Below are 16,118 nucleotides of genomic sequence, written 5' to 3' on the forward strand. Positions count from 1 at the left end.
GAGCAGATAGTTGCTCCCTTTTTTATTTATAAATCAATAATTAATCAACTGAATCGCAATTGCCGTCTGTACATTCTCCGTACAGGTACAAGCTGTGGTGAGTGAGTTTGATTTTGTTGTCTTTCGCAATCTGTTCCTGACGCTGTTCAATTAACTCGTCTTCAAACTCAATTACCTTACCACATTTTAGGCATACTAAATGGTCGTGATGCGCTTTGTGGCTGATTTCAAATACGGATTTTCCGCCTTCAAAATGATGGCGATTAAGAATACCTGCGTCATCAAACTGGTTTAATACGCGATACACAGTAGCAAGACCAATTTCTTCACCTTGCTCAATTAAGATTTTGTATACGTCTTCAGCGCTAATGTGTTGATTCTGAGGCTCTTGCAGGATCTGCAGGATTTTCAGTCGGGGCAAGGTAACTTTAAGGCCGGCTTTCTTTAATTCTTTATTTTGATCCATGAGGCGCCTACGTCTGCTTTAAAAATATCAGGCTATTATAGGTGAGTTAATCAGATTTAAAAGGGTTAGCTTTCAATGAAATGGACTTTATAGACAAAATAATAAGAAATTGTCGGCTAAGCGATAAGATGTAAGCTATCTTTATTTAGACGTAAATAAATTGTGCTGAAATATAACGATTTTGTGCCGATAATGTAATTAAAGCGTTGCAAAGGAGTGGTCTGTCCTGTTAAATCAGGCAATAACGTAACGCTGTTGATAATTAGCATAATTTAGTCTATTGACTAAGTTAGGTTGCTAATGATTACGAATACAATAATAAAGAGCAATGTGTGAATAAAGCAGGTCAACTCATGCCATTAACCGTCGTTAATAAGATAATTCTCGGATTCGCGTCTTTTGGATGCTTGTTATTAATTACCAGCATCCTCTCCTATACGGGCTTGTCCGCGATTCAATCGTCTGCCGAAGACGTCATTGAAGTAAAAATGCCAGTTCAGACGCAAATGAACGACGTTAATACTGATATTCTTACGCTTGCCACGGTCACCGCAAACGGATTTCACGAGTCTACCAAACAAGGCCTTTCAGATAGTCAGGATGCGTTTAAACGTCGCTCCGAAGCCTTCATTACCAAACTCGATAAACTGGCAAAAATGCTAGGCAGTGGCCAGGTCTCAACTCAGGCAATTGATGCAAGTCGCACTTACGTAACAGAAAGTAACGCTATGTATAATGAACTGGCGCTGCGAATCGAATTTGAACAGCGATTGCTTTCCCATCGGGATAACGTGTTAATGATTGCCGATGAAGCCAGCGCATTAATGCTGGATTTAAGTTATTTGGATACCAGCCAGCAAGGCGTCGAGACCATCATTGGTACAGGCACCAATATCGACAATAAACTGCTAACCATGAATAACGCTATCACGGATTTGTCATCCAGCTTCGACCCTGACGCGACGACAGTTATTGTGGACGACCTCAGCTATCAAATCAGTAACCTTCAGGTAGACAAAGATTATCTGAACAGGTTGGCTGAACAAGTGGATACGCAGGGTACCGTTGATAGCTTTAATGAACAATTTGATAAGTTAATGGATGCAATCAACGGTGCTGAAGGTTTGATATGGATGCAGCAGGAAAAGTTGGATCACGCGGCAAAAAGCATTGCGCATCAACAGGCTGCGCAGGTAGCACTTAAACAGGCCCTGGAGAGCATTGGTTCGTTATATGCGCAGGTGAATGACAGTACCCTTAGTGCACAGCAGAAAATTTTGGATACGGTAGTAGGTGCGTTGGTAAAAACAGCAGCCGTATTTGTTATAGGGCTGATTGCCGCTGTATTTTTAGGGGTGCTTACTACACGCAGTATTGCAAAACCGCTTGTGAAGATTAATCGCGGGTTAACACAATTAAGCCAGGGCGATTTAACACGCAGGCTTGACCAGTCCGGTAGCGACGAATTTGCCGCGCTGTCTGCCAAAATCAATGCGCTTACAGAGAGCTTGCGAACATTGGTAGGCAATATTATTTCTCAGGAGCATCGCCTGGAAGAGGTGATTAAATCCAGCGTATCGCTTGGCGAAAAAAGCCTGCAACAGGTAGATGAACAACGCGAGCAGGTTCAGGTTACTGCCACCAACACTCAGCACGTCCGTGAGACCAGCAATAACAACCTGCAGCAAATTAACATTGCGATGGAAAAGCTACGCATTGTTGAAGAGCAATCTCGCAACATTGCCAAACTAGCCGAAACTAACCGTCAGCAGGTTCTGAGCCAGGCCAGACAAGCAGAAGAATCGGCCAATGTGGTACATCGTCTTGATGAAAACAGCCGCAGTATTGGCAGTATTCTGGACGTAATTAAAACGATTGCCGAACAAACTAACTTATTGGCGTTAAACGCTGCCATTGAAGCCGCCCGAGCGGGTGAACAGGGCAGAGGGTTTGCGGTGGTGGCAGATGAGGTGAGAACACTGGCAAATCGCACGCATAATTCTACCGAAGAAATTGAGTCGATGATTGGTAACCTGCAGCGCGATGCCGCTCAGGCCGTAAAAGCCATTAATCTGGGGCGTGATCAGTCACAACACGGGGTTAGCCTTACTGAGCAGGTTACCGAACAGGTGGCCAATATCAGTGCAATTATTAATGAACTTAGCAGCATCAATCTTGAAATCGTTAACGATACCCGCAAGCAGGATGACTTGTTAGAAGATGTGGCTGGCAGCCTGCAACGCATTGTTGAATTGGCTGAACTCAGTGCTAGCAGCACGCAAAAAGCCAATGAGTCTACGTCTCAAATTGAAGAAGAAATCTCGGATCTTAAACGGGCGGTTACGCAGTTTAAGTTATAAACTGGCGCAATATTATTGTTGCCTCATTATTAAATACCGCGTCAGTGCCAAGCCAAACTGGCGCGTTAGTACCTCATAGTAGTGCCTTAATTCCTTACTTTACTCCATTTCACATTCTGTTTTTATGTGTCTGATTTTTTTACATCTATTGTTTAAAAAATTTACACTTTGTGTTTTATTGTATTAAATACAATAGCTTGCATGATTGGCATGCAAGTTGATTAACTAGGTTGGTATTAATTGTTTATTGTGTTGTTAAGCTGGAGTTTAATATTATGAAGAAGTGGATGGGAGTGGTTGCATCGTTATTAATGGTAGCTGGTCAGGCGCAGGCTAGTCTTATCAGTACGACCTTTGCATCAAATAACGGTCAGGCCGGAAATATGTTTGACGTTGTAAACTTAATAGGTGATGTTACTGTTACCGGATTAGATTTAAATCTCGACAATGGTACACATACTATTGAGGTTTATACCAAATCTGGGTCTTATAGCGGATTTGAAACTACTTCGGGTGCATGGTCTTTGATTGGCTCAAGCGCAGTGGTATCTTCTGGTGCAAATGTTGCCACGTTTTTCGATGTTGCTGACTTTGTGCTAAGTGGATTTACAACAACTGCTTTATACATAACAGCGAATAATACTGTAATGAATTATACCAATGGTACTTCGGTGGGCAGCGTATACGCAGACAATGGCGAACTACAAATTCTGCAAGGTGTAGGTAAAGGATACCTATTTGATTCAACATTCTCACCACGCATTTGGAACGGTACAATTTATTATCAACAAGGCACGATTTCTTCAGAGTCAACGCCAGCACCAGCTCCTGCAGCGTTAATGTTATTAGCTCTCGGCTTAGTAGGTATTGCTTCTTCTCGGAAGCGTGTAAACTAATCAATTTTTTGCAGTTGTGACAAAAAAGCCCGTGTAAAACGGGCTTTTTTGTATTGATTACAAGCGGTTATCAGGCTAATTCAGCCAGACACAGTTCTTCGTGTAACTGCTTGCACCAGGCGCGAACACGCTCATCAGTCAGCTCGGGCTGACGATCTTCATCGATACCTAAACCGACAAAGTGATTGTCGTCTGCCATGCCTTTGGAAGCTTCGAAATCATAACCCTCGGTAGACCACTGCCCAACCAGAATAGCCCCACGCGCTTCAACGATATCCCGAATCATGCCCATGGCATCAAGGAAATATTCTGCGTAGTCTTCCTGATCACCACAACCGAAAATGGCTACCAGCTTGTCGTTAAAATCAATTTGCTCCAGCTCCGGGAAAAAGTCATCCCAATCACACTGAGCTTCACCGTAATACCAGGTTGGAATACCAAAAATCAGTAAGTCGAACTCGGCGATTTGTTCTTTGGTGCTTTTCGCAATATCGTGAACGGCAATCAGATTCTTGCCCAACTCTTTCTGAATCATTTTGGCAACATGTTCAGTATTGCCGGTGTCACTGCCAAAGAAAAGGCCAACACTTGCCATATTTAACCTCTATATCCTGTCACTTAACTAAGTTAACTGCCTACGCCACTGGTGGTCCAGAAAATCTGGATGATGCCCTTGGCGACAAAGCCCATTGCACCCAGGCCTAATACGCCATAAGCTACAACACGTCCAATCATGGGAACATCGTTCTTTTTCAGTACGTCGTGTACTGCGAATCCCATTAATGCAAATAAACACACTAAACCCGCATTGAGCATGATGGTTTCAATGAGTTCGTAATTTTTCGCAAGCATAATAAACCTTCGCTATTTTTTGCGCGCAAACTATACCACAGACTTTGTGGTTGCGCAGGCGTCTTGACGCACTTTTCGTTATACCTGCCACTTAACTGTTCTGATCAATTTATTGAGCAGTGAGTAATGCCCGCTCAACGAGTTTAGCCACTACCTGGGGCTTTTCGGCATGCAACCAGTGCCCTGTGCCCTCTACAATGCGGGCTTTGGCATGTGGGAATAATGTCGCAATAGCAGATTGATGCTCCCGGCGAATATAATCAGAATTCCCGCCTTTTATGAAGGTCACAGGTCCTTGGTAGCAGGCATTCTCAGGCGCATTAAATTCACTAATGTTGCTGTAATTGGATTCTAACCCTGCAAGATTAAAGCGCCACTGCCAATTGCCGGCTTCTGTTTGATACAAACTCTTAAGTAAAAACTGTCTTACACCCGCTTCTTCAATACCACTTTGTAATTGTTTGTCAGCGTCTTTACGGGATTGTACCTGCGACAAATCAACAAGCCTGAGGGCTTTGAAAATAGTTTGGTGATGCGGAGGATAGTTAACCGGGGCAATATCAATTACAACCAGCGATGTTACTCTTTCAGGCGATAACAGTGCAGTCATCATCGCTGCCTTACCCCCTAACGAATGACCAACCAAATGGGCTGTTGGCACATTATATTTGTTTAGCAGGGCAGTGATACCTTCTACACATAACGCCATTGTAAATGCATTTACATGAGGCGATTCGCCATGATCAGGTAAATCCAGCGTGATCACATTAAAGTGTTCTGAAAGCGGTTTACGCAATACAGTTAAATTATCCAGATTGCCAAATAATCCGTGAATTAATACAACCCAGGGAGCATTCTCAGAATGCGAGTAAACTTGATGATGTAATTGAAATGACATGAGCAAATAGCAAGTGCGCTTTGTGTTGTGAATTTATTAATGATAACAAAATGGGGGCCTGGCCCCCATTTTTAAAGCAAAGTTGCAGAAAACGAATTAGATCGCGAAATCTTCCAGCGACTTTCCGCTTTCCAGAGCTTGTTTAAATACCACTGGCATTCTGCCCACGCCTGTCCACGCAGTGGTGTCGCCATCAACAGTAATTTTGTATTTTACCTGGCGTTTTTTACCCGCAGATTTGCGTTTTGCTTTTGGCTCTGCGACTTCCTGCAAGTCACTAATCTCAATGCCAGCATCAGCCATTTGCTGTTTAATTTGAGCAAGCTTTTCCAGTTTTTCCTGTTGGGCCTGAATTTCAGCTTCAGCTTCTGCTTTTTTCTTTTCGATAATGCCATTGAGTTTTTCAATTACACTTTCTAATTCTTCTACAGATAAATCCTTTACTGCACCTTGTAAACGTCTTCCATGAGTTAAAATTTCTAAAAAATCACTCATTAAATTACCTTTATAAATTAGACCCATAAAAAAATCGCACGTAAGTTTAAATTAAGTGCGATTTTTTTCAAAAGTATTTTTTAATTCATTTTACTGAATCTTTAAATTACATGTTCGGATAATTTGGTCCACTGGCACCTTCGGGTACAAACCAACGAATGTTTTGCGACGGATCTTTTATGTCGCAGGTTTTACAATGAACACAGTTTGCCCCGTTTATTTGCAAGCGGGGTTGTTTATTTTCATCCTCTACCATTTCATACACCCCGGCAGGGCAGTAGCGCTGTGCGGGTTCATCATAATCAGGCAAATTAACCGATACCGGAATAGCCATATCTTTCAACTGTAAATGGCAAGGCTGATCTTCGTCGTGATTGGTATTGGCTAAGTAAACTGACGACAATTTATCAAAGCTAAGTTTATTATCGGGCTTTGGATATTCAATCCGTTTTGACTCCGACGCTTTTTCCATTTTAGCGTAATCTGGTGTCAGGTCTTTTAATGTGAAAAAACTTTTTCCGCCTAATATATTTTGTTCAAATGTATTAAATGCGCCGCCCAGTAAGTTGCCAAATTTATGCAGGGCAGGGCCAAAGTTTCTGGCTTTATATAATTCTTCGCGTAATTCACTGTTTTCAAATTTCTGATTGAACAATGTACAAAAGTCAGTGGTTTCATTATTGGTAAGTGCAGTAAAAATACTCTCGGCTGCTAACATACCAGACTTAATAGCTGTGTGAATGCCTTTGATCTTTGAGAAATTCAGCGTACCCGCATTACAACCCACTAAACATCCACCGGGGAATGACATGGTAGGTAAGGAATTCAATCCGCCTTTAGTAATGGCTCTCGCGCCATAAGCAACCCGCTCACCACCTTGTAAATACTGAGCAAAGAGTGGATGGTGTTTCATGCGCTGGAATTCATCAAACGGACTCAAATGCGGGTTGTGATAATTAAGATCAACAATTAAACCCACAAACACCTGGTTGTTTTCTGCATGATATAAATAGCTGCCGCCGGATGCTTCGGTTAGGGGCCAGCCGGCAGTGTGAATTACCAGACCAGGTTTGTGCTTGGTAGGGTCAATATTCCAGATTTCTTTGAAACCGATGGCGTAATGTTGTGGTGTGGCGTGCTCATCGAGTTTGAACTGTTCAATCAGCATTTTACCGAGGTGTCCACGGCAGCCTTCGGCAAATACAGTGTGCTTTGCCTGCAAAATCATTCCTGGCATGTAGCCGTCTTTTTCTTCACCATTGGCATTTACGCCCATATCACCGGTGATCACACCGCCTACGCTGCCATCTTCATTATAGAAAATCTCTGCTGCGGCGAAGCCCGGGAATATTTCAACACCCAATGATTCTGCTTGTTCTGCCAGCCAACGACAGACATTGGCTAACGACACAATATAGTTACCTTTATTGTTCATTGTTTTGGGGGTAATGAAACCAGGTAGCTTTATAGCGCCAACTTCACTGCGCAGCAGATAGGTTTCGTCTGCAGTAACGGCCTGATTGAGCGGGGCGCCTTTCTCTTTCCAGTCAGGAATAAGCGCGGTTAACGCCTCTGGCTCCATTACGCCGCCAGAAAGAATATGTGCGCCTACCTCAGAGCCTTTCTCTACCACACAAATACTCACGGGGTGAGACTGCTCCTGAGCTTGTTGGGCTAACCGGATTGCGGTAGACAGACCAGACGGGCCTGCGCCAACAATCACTACGTCGAATTCCATTGATTCTCTTTCCACAGTGTCACTCCTCATCGTTAAGGCGTTGGGTTACGTAATGGCAAGAACTTTTGCCACCAGCGACCTCTTGAATATTTCGCGTCAAACTAAACCAGGTTGACGTTTACGTCAACTGGAAGTAAATTTTATGATAGAAATGTTATAAAACTGTTGTAATCCTTGTTTGACACTATGCTTTGATTGTCATCAAAGTAATTTCAGGCGGCTATGCCATCATGTCAGTATAGGCAGTTACAGTAGTGTTTTTTCAATATTCGGCAATTGATTCAAATCAGAGGAAATTATGAAAATACTCGTACCGGTAAAACGGGTGATCGACTACAACGTAAAGGTAAGAGTGAAATCAGATCAGTCTGACGTTGATCTGACAAACGCAAAAATGTCGATGAATCCTTTTTGTGAAATCGCAGTAGAAGAAGCCGTAAGGTTGAAAGAAAAGGGCGTGGCAACGGAAATTATAGCGGTAACCGTTGGGCCAAAAGCGTGCCAGGAACAAATTCGCAATGCCATGGCTTTGGGGGCTGATCGCGGGATTCACGTAGAGTGCGAGAGTTTCCCGGAATCACTGCAGGTAGCAAAGTTGCTGGCTAAGCTGGTTGAGCTGGAACAACCTGGTTTAGTGATTATTGGTAAACAGGCCATCGATTCAGATAATAATCAAACCGGTCAGATGTTAGCTGCCTTAACCGGTATGCCCCAAGGTACATTTGCTTCTGAAGTGGTTGTAGAAGGTGAACACGCTTTAGTTACCCGCGAAGTGGATGGCGGATTACAAACCTTGAAATTGACATTACCTGCTGTGGTATCAACGGACTTGCGACTGAACGAGCCGCGTTACGCGAAGTTACCAGATATCATGAAAGCCAAGCGCAAGCCTTTAGACGTCAAAACTGCAGACGAGCTGGGTGTTGATTTAACGCCGAGAGTAACCACCCTTAAAGTTACGCCTCCACCCACGCGTGAAGCAGGCATCAAAGTAAACTCAGTAGAAGAGTTGTTATCTAAATTACGCGACGAAGCAAAGGTGATCTAATGGCCGTTTTAGTTTATGCAGAACACAACAACCATCAGTTAAAATCAGAAACTCATAAACTGGTGAATGCCGCTACTAAAATGGGTGATACCGTGCATGTCCTGGTAGCTGGGGCTAACTGTGCAGGCGTTGCCGCGCAAGCTAGTGAAATAGCCGGTGTGGCAGCAGTATTGGTTGCCGACAATGCTGTTTATGAACACCAGTTAGCGGAAAATACTGCTGAGTTGGTACACAGTCTTGCCGGTGACTATTCCCATATTATTGCGGCGGCTACCACCACAGGTAAGAACTTTATGCCACGCGTAGCAGCACTGCTTGATGTGGTGCAATTATCTGATGTGATCGCGGTTGAAAGTGCAGATACGTTTGTGCGACCTATTTATGCGGGTAACGCCATAGCAACAGTGCAAAGCAGTGATCCGGTAAAAGTCATTACGGTACGTGCCTCTGCGTTTGATGCGGCAGCCACCGGAAACAGTGCACCTGTTAGCATTGTGGATGCGGTGTTTGAAAATAAGATGAGCGCGTTCGTGCGTGAAGAGGTAACTAAATCTGATCGTCCGGAACTGACTGCCGCGAATATTATTATTTCAGGTGGCCGGGGTATGCAGGATGGCGAGCATTTTGCCATGCTGGAGCGCATTGCTGACAAACTTGGAGCGGCGGTTGGAGCATCTCGTGCGGCAGTTGATGCCGGATTTGTTCCCAATGACATGCAGGTAGGGCAAACCGGGAAAATTGTAGCGCCACAACTGTATATTGCAGTGGGAATTTCGGGAGCTATTCAACACCTTGCAGGTATGAAAGACTCAAAAGTGATTGTTGCGATTAATAAAGATCCGGAAGCGGCAATCTTTCAGGTGGCAGATTACGGACTGGTTGCTGATTTATTTGAGGCACTACCCGAGATAGAAGCAGGTCTGTAAAGATCTGCTTGAAAGTACAATGTAAAAAGGGCTTCTGATCAGAAGCCCTTTTTTGTGAACGTTAAACGCGAACCAGAGAATTTTCTTCCAGACTTACCGGCGATGCAACGTAGGCATCAGCTTCCCAGTCGTTCTCCCACACGTCTTCATCCAGTAAATAGCGGAACTGGTATTCACAATCCGCTGGTAAATCGACAGTCTGGGTAAAATCACCGTTTTTTAACTTCTTCATGGGTGTTGCACCCAAATCCCACTCATTGAAATCGCCAACCAATTTTGCTGTAGATGCATTTTTGGCTTCCTCTGCAGTGAGCTTAAAGGTCACTTTGCATACGGGCTTTGACTTTAAATATTGCTTCTTCAGGCTCATTGTTTTCTCCTACGCATTACAATGTGTAATTAACTTACAAGTTACGCTCAAAAAACTAGCAATTCAAGGGGTTTGGCACAATTAACAGACAATTTGTGTAAGTATTTTGTCAAATCAACTTAAACGATTAAGTTTGTCGGCGAATTTGGGAATGCAAATAAAAATGAAAAGGTTATAGCGGCATTACCGCTCAGATACCGTTACAATTTCTAACAAAGTTATTAAAGCGTTTGTAATCCAGCCATTTTACACTTCAGTATAAGGACTGCCGTTTGTAGACTTTGCTTGTATCTACACGTGCAAAACCGTGAACAAATACAATAATTACACACAAAAGCATCGTGCTTTTGGGCCAATCGGGTGACACTCACATGAAAGTTTCTTCTATAGCAAAAGCGGGTATTCCACTAATAATACTGCTGGTTGCAATTGTTTTAACCGCCTTAATGGTGCTTGGTAAAAAGCCACCTGAAAAAAAGGTTGTCGAAGAAAAGGCCTTTCTGGTCGATGCACAGCCGGTTTTCAGTGAACACGTTGAGTTTACAGTGAGTTCTCAGGGGAACGTGCTTCCCAAGCATAAAACTCAGGTGGCTGCGCAGGTGAGTGGCCGTGTAATAAAACTGTCGGATAATTTTGTTGTGGGCGGCATGTTTCGAAAAGGCGATGTGCTGTTAACCCTTGAACAAGATGATTACGAAACCGACTTGCGTTTAGCCGAGGCGGAATTGGCGCAGGCTGAAGCCGCATTGGAAGAAGAGATGGCGCGTGGCAAAGTGGCGGCAGAAGAATGGCGTTCGGTGCGCAGTGTAGTGCCACCTGAACTGGGTCTACGCAAGCCACAGCTTGCCAAAGAGCAGGCGAACGTTAAAGCAGCGAAAGCAAAATTGGCCAGAGCACAGCGTAACTTCGCCCGTACGCAAATTGTTGCGCCTTACGATGGCATTGTAATTAAACGGAACGTGGATTTAGGGCAGTTTGTGTCTACCGGCGCTCAGGTAGGTGAACTGTATGGAACCAGTGTTGCTGAAGTGCGATTACCCCTTACTGATGCTGATTTAGCTTTCATCGATTTGTCTGCAGGTGTGAAAGAGCAAAATCCGGTTGCTTTGTCGGCTGTGGTTGGCGGTAAATTTCATCAGTGGCATGGCCGTTTAGTGAGAAGTGAAGGTGTTCTGGATACCACAAACCGCTTAATTTATGCAGTAGTTGAAGTGAATGATCCCTACGGCCGAGACAACACGGATTTGCATCCGGTTCCACTGCGTTTTGGTCAGTTTGTACAGGCAACGGTGAGTGGCACTCAGGCGCAAACGTTAATTGTAATCCCACGCAGTTTATTGCGTCTTGATGGTTCTGTTCTGGTGGTAAGCGAAGATAACACACTATCGATTCGCAATGTAAAAATTGCGCGCTCCAGTCCTGAAAGTGTTTATGTGTCTGAGGGTCTGCAAAGTGGTGATAAGGTAGTACGCAGTGCTGTGCCTACGCCTTACGAGGGAATGCCGGTGCGGATCGCGGGTGAAGATCCTGCACAAGACGATGTTGAAGAGCCGCAAAACACGTTGAGCACAGGAGAGTAAGCCATGCAATCCTACAATACGCATACAGGCCTGATAGCCTGGTTTGCACGCAACAACGTTGCGGCTAACCTGTTAATGTGGATCTTGTTGATTGGCGGCATTTTTGGCGCCATTTCAATTCAAAAGCAGGTGTTTCCCAATTTCGAAGTGAATTTGATTTCGGTACGAGTACCTTACCTGGGCGCAGCGCCACAGGAAGTGGAAGAAGGTGTTCTGCTGAAAATAGAAGATGCCATAAAGGATCTCGATGGCATTAAAAAAATTACTGCCACTGCCGTGGAAGGCATGGGTTCAGTATCGATTGAAGTGGAAGAAGACTACGATGTGCAACTGGTGCTCGATGAAGTAAAAGCCCAGGTTGATGCCATACCCAGCTTTCCGGGTAATACCGAAAAACCTACCGTTTACCGTACCAAATTTCTCCAGGACGTTATGTGGGTTGCAGTTTACGGTGATGCCAGCGAACGGGAGCTTAAAGAGTTTGCTAAAAATCTACGTGATGACGTTGCAAATCTACCTGGCATTTCTAACGTTCAGGTAGTTGGTGATCGCGATTATGAAATCTCCATTGAGCTGTCGGAATACACGCTGCAAAAATACAATCTGACGTTCTCAGAAGTCGTTAATGCCGTTCGTCAGTCATCGGTAGACTTGCCCGGCGGTGCCATTAAGTCAGACAGCGGCAATATCTTGCTAAGAACCAAAGGTCAGGCTTATACGGGGTACGAATTTGCCCAGGTAGTTCTGATGACAAGAGAAGATGGCAGCAGACTTACACTGGGGGATATTGCCACTATCGACGATGGCTTTGTGGAAGATCCGCAATACGCTATGTTCGACAATAAACCAGCGGTAAATATTCGCGTGCGTGCAGTAGGTGATCAAAACGCCCTTGAAATCTCTAAAGAAGTTAATCAATACCTAGACACTCACAAAAAGGATTTTCCGGCTCATATACAGGCTGATTCATGGGGAGATTCGTCTTTTTACCTGGCTGATCGCTTAAACATGATGCTTGAAAATATGTTCTGGGGCGGCGTGCTGGTATTTATCGTGCTGTCACTATTCCTGAAAATCAAACTGGCATTTTGGGTAATGGTGGGGTTGCCCGTGTGTTTCCTGGGTACGCTTATGGTATTGCCCATGGACATGATGGGCGTGTCTATTAACATGCTCAGTTTGTTTGCGTTCATTTTAGTGCTGGGGATAGTGGTGGATGATGCCATTATTATGGGGGAATCCGCCTATTCCGAGATTGACGCTAAAGGCCACAGTACCGACAACATTATAACCGGTGTTAAAAAGGTGGCGATGCCCGCCACTTTTGGGGTATTAACCACCATCGCTGCGTTTTCGCCTATGTTAATGGTGTCGGGTCCATTTGGTGTGATCTGGAAGACCATTGGATTGGTGGTGATAGTGTGTCTGGCATTCTCACTGCTTGAATCTAAATTGATTTTGCCCGCTCATCTGGCACACATGAAGATGAAGCCCTATGATCCAGCCAAAGCTAATAAATTCCAGCGTTTCAGGGATTTTTTCAGTGAAGGTATAAAAACCTTTATCAGTAATGTGTATGCTCCATTCCTGCGAAAAGCTGTGAAATTTCGTTACATCACTCTGGCGACGTTTGTGAGTATGCTTATTTTAACGTTTGGCTTGTTCAAAGGAGATTGGGTACGCTTTGTATTTTTCCCCACCATTCCCAGCGACTTTGTTCAGGCAAGGGTAGAACTTGAACCCGGCTCTTCGCTCTCTCAGCGCGACTATGTGCTGGATACCATGCTGGAAGCCATGTACCGAATGGATGCGCAAATCGAGAAAGAAACCGGGCAGGGTGTAGTAAAACATGCCGTTGCATTCGATAGCGGATCATTGGGTGGACAGGTGTTTGTGGAGCTAACCAAGGGCGAAGCAAGAGACTTGACCGATACGGATATCCAAACGCGCTGGCGGGAGCAGATGCCTGAAATGGCCGGTGTGAAAACTCTGAGTTTTGCGTCACCGGGCGGCCCGGGTGGTGGTTCTGATCTGAGTTTTGAATTCAGCTCAGCGCATATCGAAGATCTCGAAAAGATAAGCCAGGATGTAAAAGCGGCGCTTGCACAGTACAACGGTGTATCTGACATTAATGATACCTTTTCAGGTGGCTCAGATGAGATTCAGTTACAGCTCAAGCCTCAGGCAGAAGCACTGGGTATTACGCTCCAGCAATTGGGGCAGCAGGTGCGCTATGGTTTCTATGGTGCGGAAGTACAGCGCATACAACGCGACGATGAAGAAATTAAGGTAATGGTGCGTTACCCTCAGGATGCCCGAAATTCAGTTGGGCATTTGGAAAATATGCGAGTAAGAGCGCCTGGTGGTCAGGATGTGCCTTTTGATCAGGTTGCCGATATTAAAATGGGGAAAGGTTATGATTCTATCATTCGGGTAGACGGTAAACGCTCGGTAACAGTATCGGCAGCCGTAAACGTCGATTTGGTCGAGCCAAACAAAGTCACCATGGAAATGATAGGCCAGGTGATCCCTGAATTAATGAAACGTTACCCTCGGGTAGATTTTAAGTTACAGGGTAATTCCCGTGAACAAATGGAAGCCATGGGGTCATTGGCTAAAGGCTTATTGTTCGCGTTGTTCGCTATTTATGCGCTACTTGCCGTACCGCTGCGTTCATACAGTCAGCCAATCATTATTATGTCGGTCATTCCATTTGGTATTTTTGGTGCCATCGTGGGCCACTTAGCACTTGGCCATGCTGTAAGCGTGTTGTCGATTTGCGGCATTATTGCGCTGTCGGGCGTAGTGGTAAACGATAGTCTGATTATGGTGGACTTTGTTAACCGGGCGCGTGCGGAAGGGCATCGTCTCATGGATGCCGCTATTAACGCTGGGACGCAGCGTTTCAGGGCGATCATTTTGACCTCACTGACAACCTTCATGGGACTAGTACCCATTATGTTTGAGCGCAGCCTGCAAGCGCAGGTGGTGATCCCAATGGCTATTTCACTGGCGTTTGGTATTTTGTTTGCCACTGTAATTACACTACTGCTAGTGCCAGCATTGTACGTGATACTGGACGATATACGTCAGTTATTCAAAAAGCCTAAAGCGATGCCTGTTAGTCAGTCTACAGCTGATGAAATAGCGTTCAAGTAATTCAGCTTAGTTAAAAACAACCGTGTTCACTGTATGGTGTACACGGTTTTTTTATGCCATTTATAATAATTCGGTTTATTTTGAATCTTATTGGTTATTTGTTGCACATTTGGCTTGATTGCTGTTTGGATATACAGTACTGTATGTAACAACAAGTAGGAGGGCGGATTATGAATACCGGACTAAAAACCATTGATGATCTGATTCAGCGTTTTGGCATAAAAACAAATGAGTCTCAGGACACATTTCAGCAAGTTATGGCCTGGAGTGGCAACGATCCACGTGCGGCACATTTCAAGTTACCGTTTTGCTTTTATCAGCTTATTACGACTATGCCTGCCACAAAAAATGTAACCCTGCATCACTTTTACCTGCCACACCGCAAGGCCCGTTTGGCAAGTTTCTTAATTGATGCCAATGGTAAAATAATCGAGCAGGTGTTTTATCAGCGCGATGTTAAATACGTAAATGCCTGTAAAAAACTGCAGGCCATGGTACAGCGCGCTTACTCGACATCCATCAATATTGCTGCGTAACTATTTGTTAACATTTGTTTTTAATTTCATATTTTCGGCAATTAGTGTTTAGTGTAAGACAAATATTATTGTTATTTAGTGACGAATAGGGATAATCGGTGTTCCAGTTGGAGGAGCATTCGTGAAAGTTTATTTTTCGCACGGCAAAGAAAGTGGCCCGTGGGGCACTAAAATTCGATTTTTAGCTGATATCGCTGAAAGCATGGGATGTCAGATAGAAAGTATTGACTATTCAGCTACGATGAACCCGGAAGAGCGGGTTGCTTTACTGCTGGAGCAACTGCCGTCTGACGATTCCGAAGTGGTGTTAGTGGGTTCCAGTATGGGTGGCTATGTGTCGTTGGTAGCGGCCCTGCAATATAACGTTAAGGGTATATTTTTGCTGGCCCCGGCAGTATACATGCCTCGTTACGAAAAGCAGGCATATCCGGTTAAATGCGCCGTGTCGTGTGTACATGGCTGGCAGGACGAAATTATACCGGTGGAAAACGTACTTAAATTCGCACGGGAACAAAGTGCCAGTTTGCATTTGGTGCCTGGTGATCACCGGTTAAACGATTCATTGGATTTGATAGCGCCGATTTTCAAGCAGTTTTTATACAGTTGCCTTACAGACAAGGTTTAAGCAGAGAAAACAGTTGTTTTCCGCAGAGTCCTGTTTAATTCGGTTCGAAGTGTATTGAGACTATAATGGAACCATTGAGTGACAGGGTTGGTCCAGCCTAGTGTTGCTCGCCTTGAAGCAAGCTTCAAGCGCTTAAAGTAAAAATAGAAATTAAAACCAGAAGTAGAAA

15 protein-coding genes are annotated in these 16,118 nt (G+C 44.4%); 8 read left to right on the forward strand and 7 right to left on the reverse strand.

All coding sequences use genetic code 11. The features are described from left to right. Positions 1-40: 40 nt before the first annotated feature. Positions 41-466, reverse strand: coding sequence for a ferric iron uptake transcriptional regulator (gene fur, locus FJ444_RS06600; protein WP_140957141.1), 426 nt, complete (start codon positions 464-466; stop codon positions 41-43). Between the two features lie 332 nt (positions 467-798). Between fur and FJ444_RS06605 the strand changes: the two genes are divergently transcribed. Together FJ444_RS06605 and FJ444_RS06610 are read left to right on the forward strand one after the other, a co-directional pair. Beyond that, positions 799-2,826, forward strand: coding sequence for a methyl-accepting chemotaxis protein (locus FJ444_RS06605; RefSeq protein ID WP_255439061.1), 2,028 nt, complete (start codon positions 799-801; stop codon positions 2,824-2,826). A gap of 275 nt (positions 2,827-3,101) precedes the next feature. Next, on the forward strand, positions 3,102-3,722 hold the full coding sequence (locus tag FJ444_RS06610; protein ID WP_140957142.1) for a PEP-CTERM sorting domain-containing protein: 621 nt from the start codon (positions 3,102-3,104) through the stop codon (positions 3,720-3,722). A 70-nt stretch (positions 3,723-3,792) separates the two neighbouring features. Here FJ444_RS06610 and fldA read toward each other — a convergent pair whose 3' ends face one another. The 5 genes from fldA to FJ444_RS06635 all read right to left on the reverse strand — a co-directional run bounded on the left by fldA (position 3,793) and on the right by FJ444_RS06635 (position 7,720). Then, entirely contained in the window at positions 3,793-4,317 is a 525-nt protein-coding gene (gene fldA / locus FJ444_RS06615) for a flavodoxin FldA (RefSeq protein WP_140957143.1), read from the reverse strand. Between the two features lie 32 nt (positions 4,318-4,349). Next, positions 4,350-4,574 carry a DUF2788 domain-containing protein gene (locus FJ444_RS06620; RefSeq protein ID WP_140957144.1) on the reverse strand — a complete coding sequence of 75 codons (225 nt, stop codon included), beginning with the start codon at positions 4,572-4,574 and terminating at the stop codon, positions 4,350-4,352. A 109-nt stretch (positions 4,575-4,683) separates the two neighbouring features. Continuing rightward, positions 4,684-5,472, reverse strand: coding sequence for an alpha/beta fold hydrolase (locus FJ444_RS06625; RefSeq protein ID WP_140957145.1), 789 nt, complete (start codon positions 5,470-5,472; stop codon positions 4,684-4,686). A 96-nt stretch (positions 5,473-5,568) separates the two neighbouring features. Further along, a complete protein-coding gene (locus FJ444_RS06630; RefSeq protein ID WP_140957146.1) occupies positions 5,569-5,967 on the reverse strand; it encodes an H-NS family nucleoid-associated regulatory protein in 399 nt (132 codons plus the stop codon). 106 nt (positions 5,968-6,073) lie between these two features. After that, positions 6,074-7,720, reverse strand: a complete 1,647-nt coding sequence (locus tag FJ444_RS06635; protein ID WP_140957147.1) for an electron transfer flavoprotein-ubiquinone oxidoreductase — start codon at positions 7,718-7,720, stop codon at positions 6,074-6,076. 283 nt (positions 7,721-8,003) lie between these two features. Here FJ444_RS06635 and FJ444_RS06640 point away from each other — a divergent pair, with 283 nt between their 5' ends. Continuing rightward, the gene (locus FJ444_RS06640) at positions 8,004-8,753 is read left to right on the forward strand and encodes an electron transfer flavoprotein subunit beta/FixA family protein (RefSeq protein WP_140957148.1); all 750 of its coding nucleotides are present in this window, start codon (positions 8,004-8,006) and stop codon (positions 8,751-8,753) included. Further along, positions 8,753-9,679 carry an electron transfer flavoprotein subunit alpha/FixB family protein gene (locus tag FJ444_RS06645; protein WP_140957149.1) on the forward strand — a complete coding sequence of 309 codons (927 nt, stop codon included), beginning with the start codon at positions 8,753-8,755 and terminating at the stop codon, positions 9,677-9,679. Before FJ444_RS06640 ends, FJ444_RS06645 begins: the two co-directional genes overlap by 1 nt. 61 nt (positions 9,680-9,740) lie before the next feature. Here FJ444_RS06645 and FJ444_RS06650 read toward each other — a convergent pair whose 3' ends face one another. Beyond that, a complete protein-coding gene (locus FJ444_RS06650) occupies positions 9,741-10,049 on the reverse strand; it encodes an isoamylase early set domain-containing protein (protein ID WP_140957150.1) in 309 nt (102 codons plus the stop codon). A 371-nt stretch (positions 10,050-10,420) separates the two neighbouring features. On the opposite strand from FJ444_RS06650, the gene FJ444_RS06655 reads away from it, so the two are divergent. The 4 genes from FJ444_RS06655 (at position 10,421) to FJ444_RS06670 (ending at position 15,949) form a co-directional block, all read left to right on the forward strand. Continuing rightward, on the forward strand, positions 10,421-11,629 hold the full coding sequence (locus tag FJ444_RS06655; protein ID WP_140957151.1) for an efflux RND transporter periplasmic adaptor subunit: 1,209 nt from the start codon (positions 10,421-10,423) through the stop codon (positions 11,627-11,629). Positions 11,630-11,632: 3 nt separating this feature from the next. Then, complete coding sequence (locus FJ444_RS06660) at positions 11,633-14,788, forward strand: efflux RND transporter permease subunit (protein WP_140957152.1); 3,156 nt, start codon at positions 11,633-11,635, stop codon at positions 14,786-14,788. Between the two features lie 170 nt (positions 14,789-14,958). Continuing rightward, on the forward strand, positions 14,959-15,324 hold the full coding sequence (locus FJ444_RS06665; protein ID WP_140957153.1) for a hypothetical protein: 366 nt from the start codon (positions 14,959-14,961) through the stop codon (positions 15,322-15,324). Positions 15,325-15,445: 121 nt separating this feature from the next. Continuing rightward, positions 15,446-15,949: a YqiA/YcfP family alpha/beta fold hydrolase gene (locus tag FJ444_RS06670; RefSeq protein WP_140957154.1), complete on the forward strand. Its 504-nt coding sequence runs from the start codon at positions 15,446-15,448 to the stop codon at positions 15,947-15,949. The last annotated feature ends 169 nt before the right edge of the window (positions 15,950-16,118 follow it).

This window comes from Aestuariibacter sp. GS-14 (genome assembly GCF_006494365.1).
In the GTDB taxonomy this organism is placed as follows: domain Bacteria; phylum Pseudomonadota; class Gammaproteobacteria; order Enterobacterales; family Alteromonadaceae; genus Alteromonas; species Alteromonas mangrovi.

Coding starts and splice junctions, on each gene's coding strand:
- fur (WP_140957141.1), bottom strand. CDS start 466: ATGGATCAAAATAAAGAATTAAAGAAAGCCGGCCTTAAAGTTACCTTG.
- FJ444_RS06610 (WP_140957142.1), top strand. CDS start 3,102: ATGAAGAAGTGGATGGGAGTGGTTGCATCGTTATTAATGGTAGCTGGT.
- fldA (WP_140957143.1), bottom strand. CDS start 4,317: ATGGCAAGTGTTGGCCTTTTCTTTGGCAGTGACACCGGCAATACTGAA.
- FJ444_RS06620 (WP_140957144.1), bottom strand. CDS start 4,574: ATGCTTGCGAAAAATTACGAACTCATTGAAACCATCATGCTCAATGCG.
- FJ444_RS06625 (WP_140957145.1), bottom strand. CDS start 5,472: ATGTCATTTCAATTACATCATCAAGTTTACTCGCATTCTGAGAATGCT.
- FJ444_RS06630 (WP_140957146.1), bottom strand. CDS start 5,967: ATGAGTGATTTTTTAGAAATTTTAACTCATGGAAGACGTTTACAAGGT.
- FJ444_RS06640 (WP_140957148.1), top strand. CDS start 8,004: ATGAAAATACTCGTACCGGTAAAACGGGTGATCGACTACAACGTAAAG.
- FJ444_RS06645 (WP_140957149.1), top strand. CDS start 8,753: ATGGCCGTTTTAGTTTATGCAGAACACAACAACCATCAGTTAAAATCA.
- FJ444_RS06650 (WP_140957150.1), bottom strand. CDS start 10,049: ATGAGCCTGAAGAAGCAATATTTAAAGTCAAAGCCCGTATGCAAAGTG.
- FJ444_RS06655 (WP_140957151.1), top strand. CDS start 10,421: ATGAAAGTTTCTTCTATAGCAAAAGCGGGTATTCCACTAATAATACTG.
- FJ444_RS06660 (WP_140957152.1), top strand. CDS start 11,633: ATGCAATCCTACAATACGCATACAGGCCTGATAGCCTGGTTTGCACGC.
- FJ444_RS06665 (WP_140957153.1), top strand. CDS start 14,959: ATGAATACCGGACTAAAAACCATTGATGATCTGATTCAGCGTTTTGGC.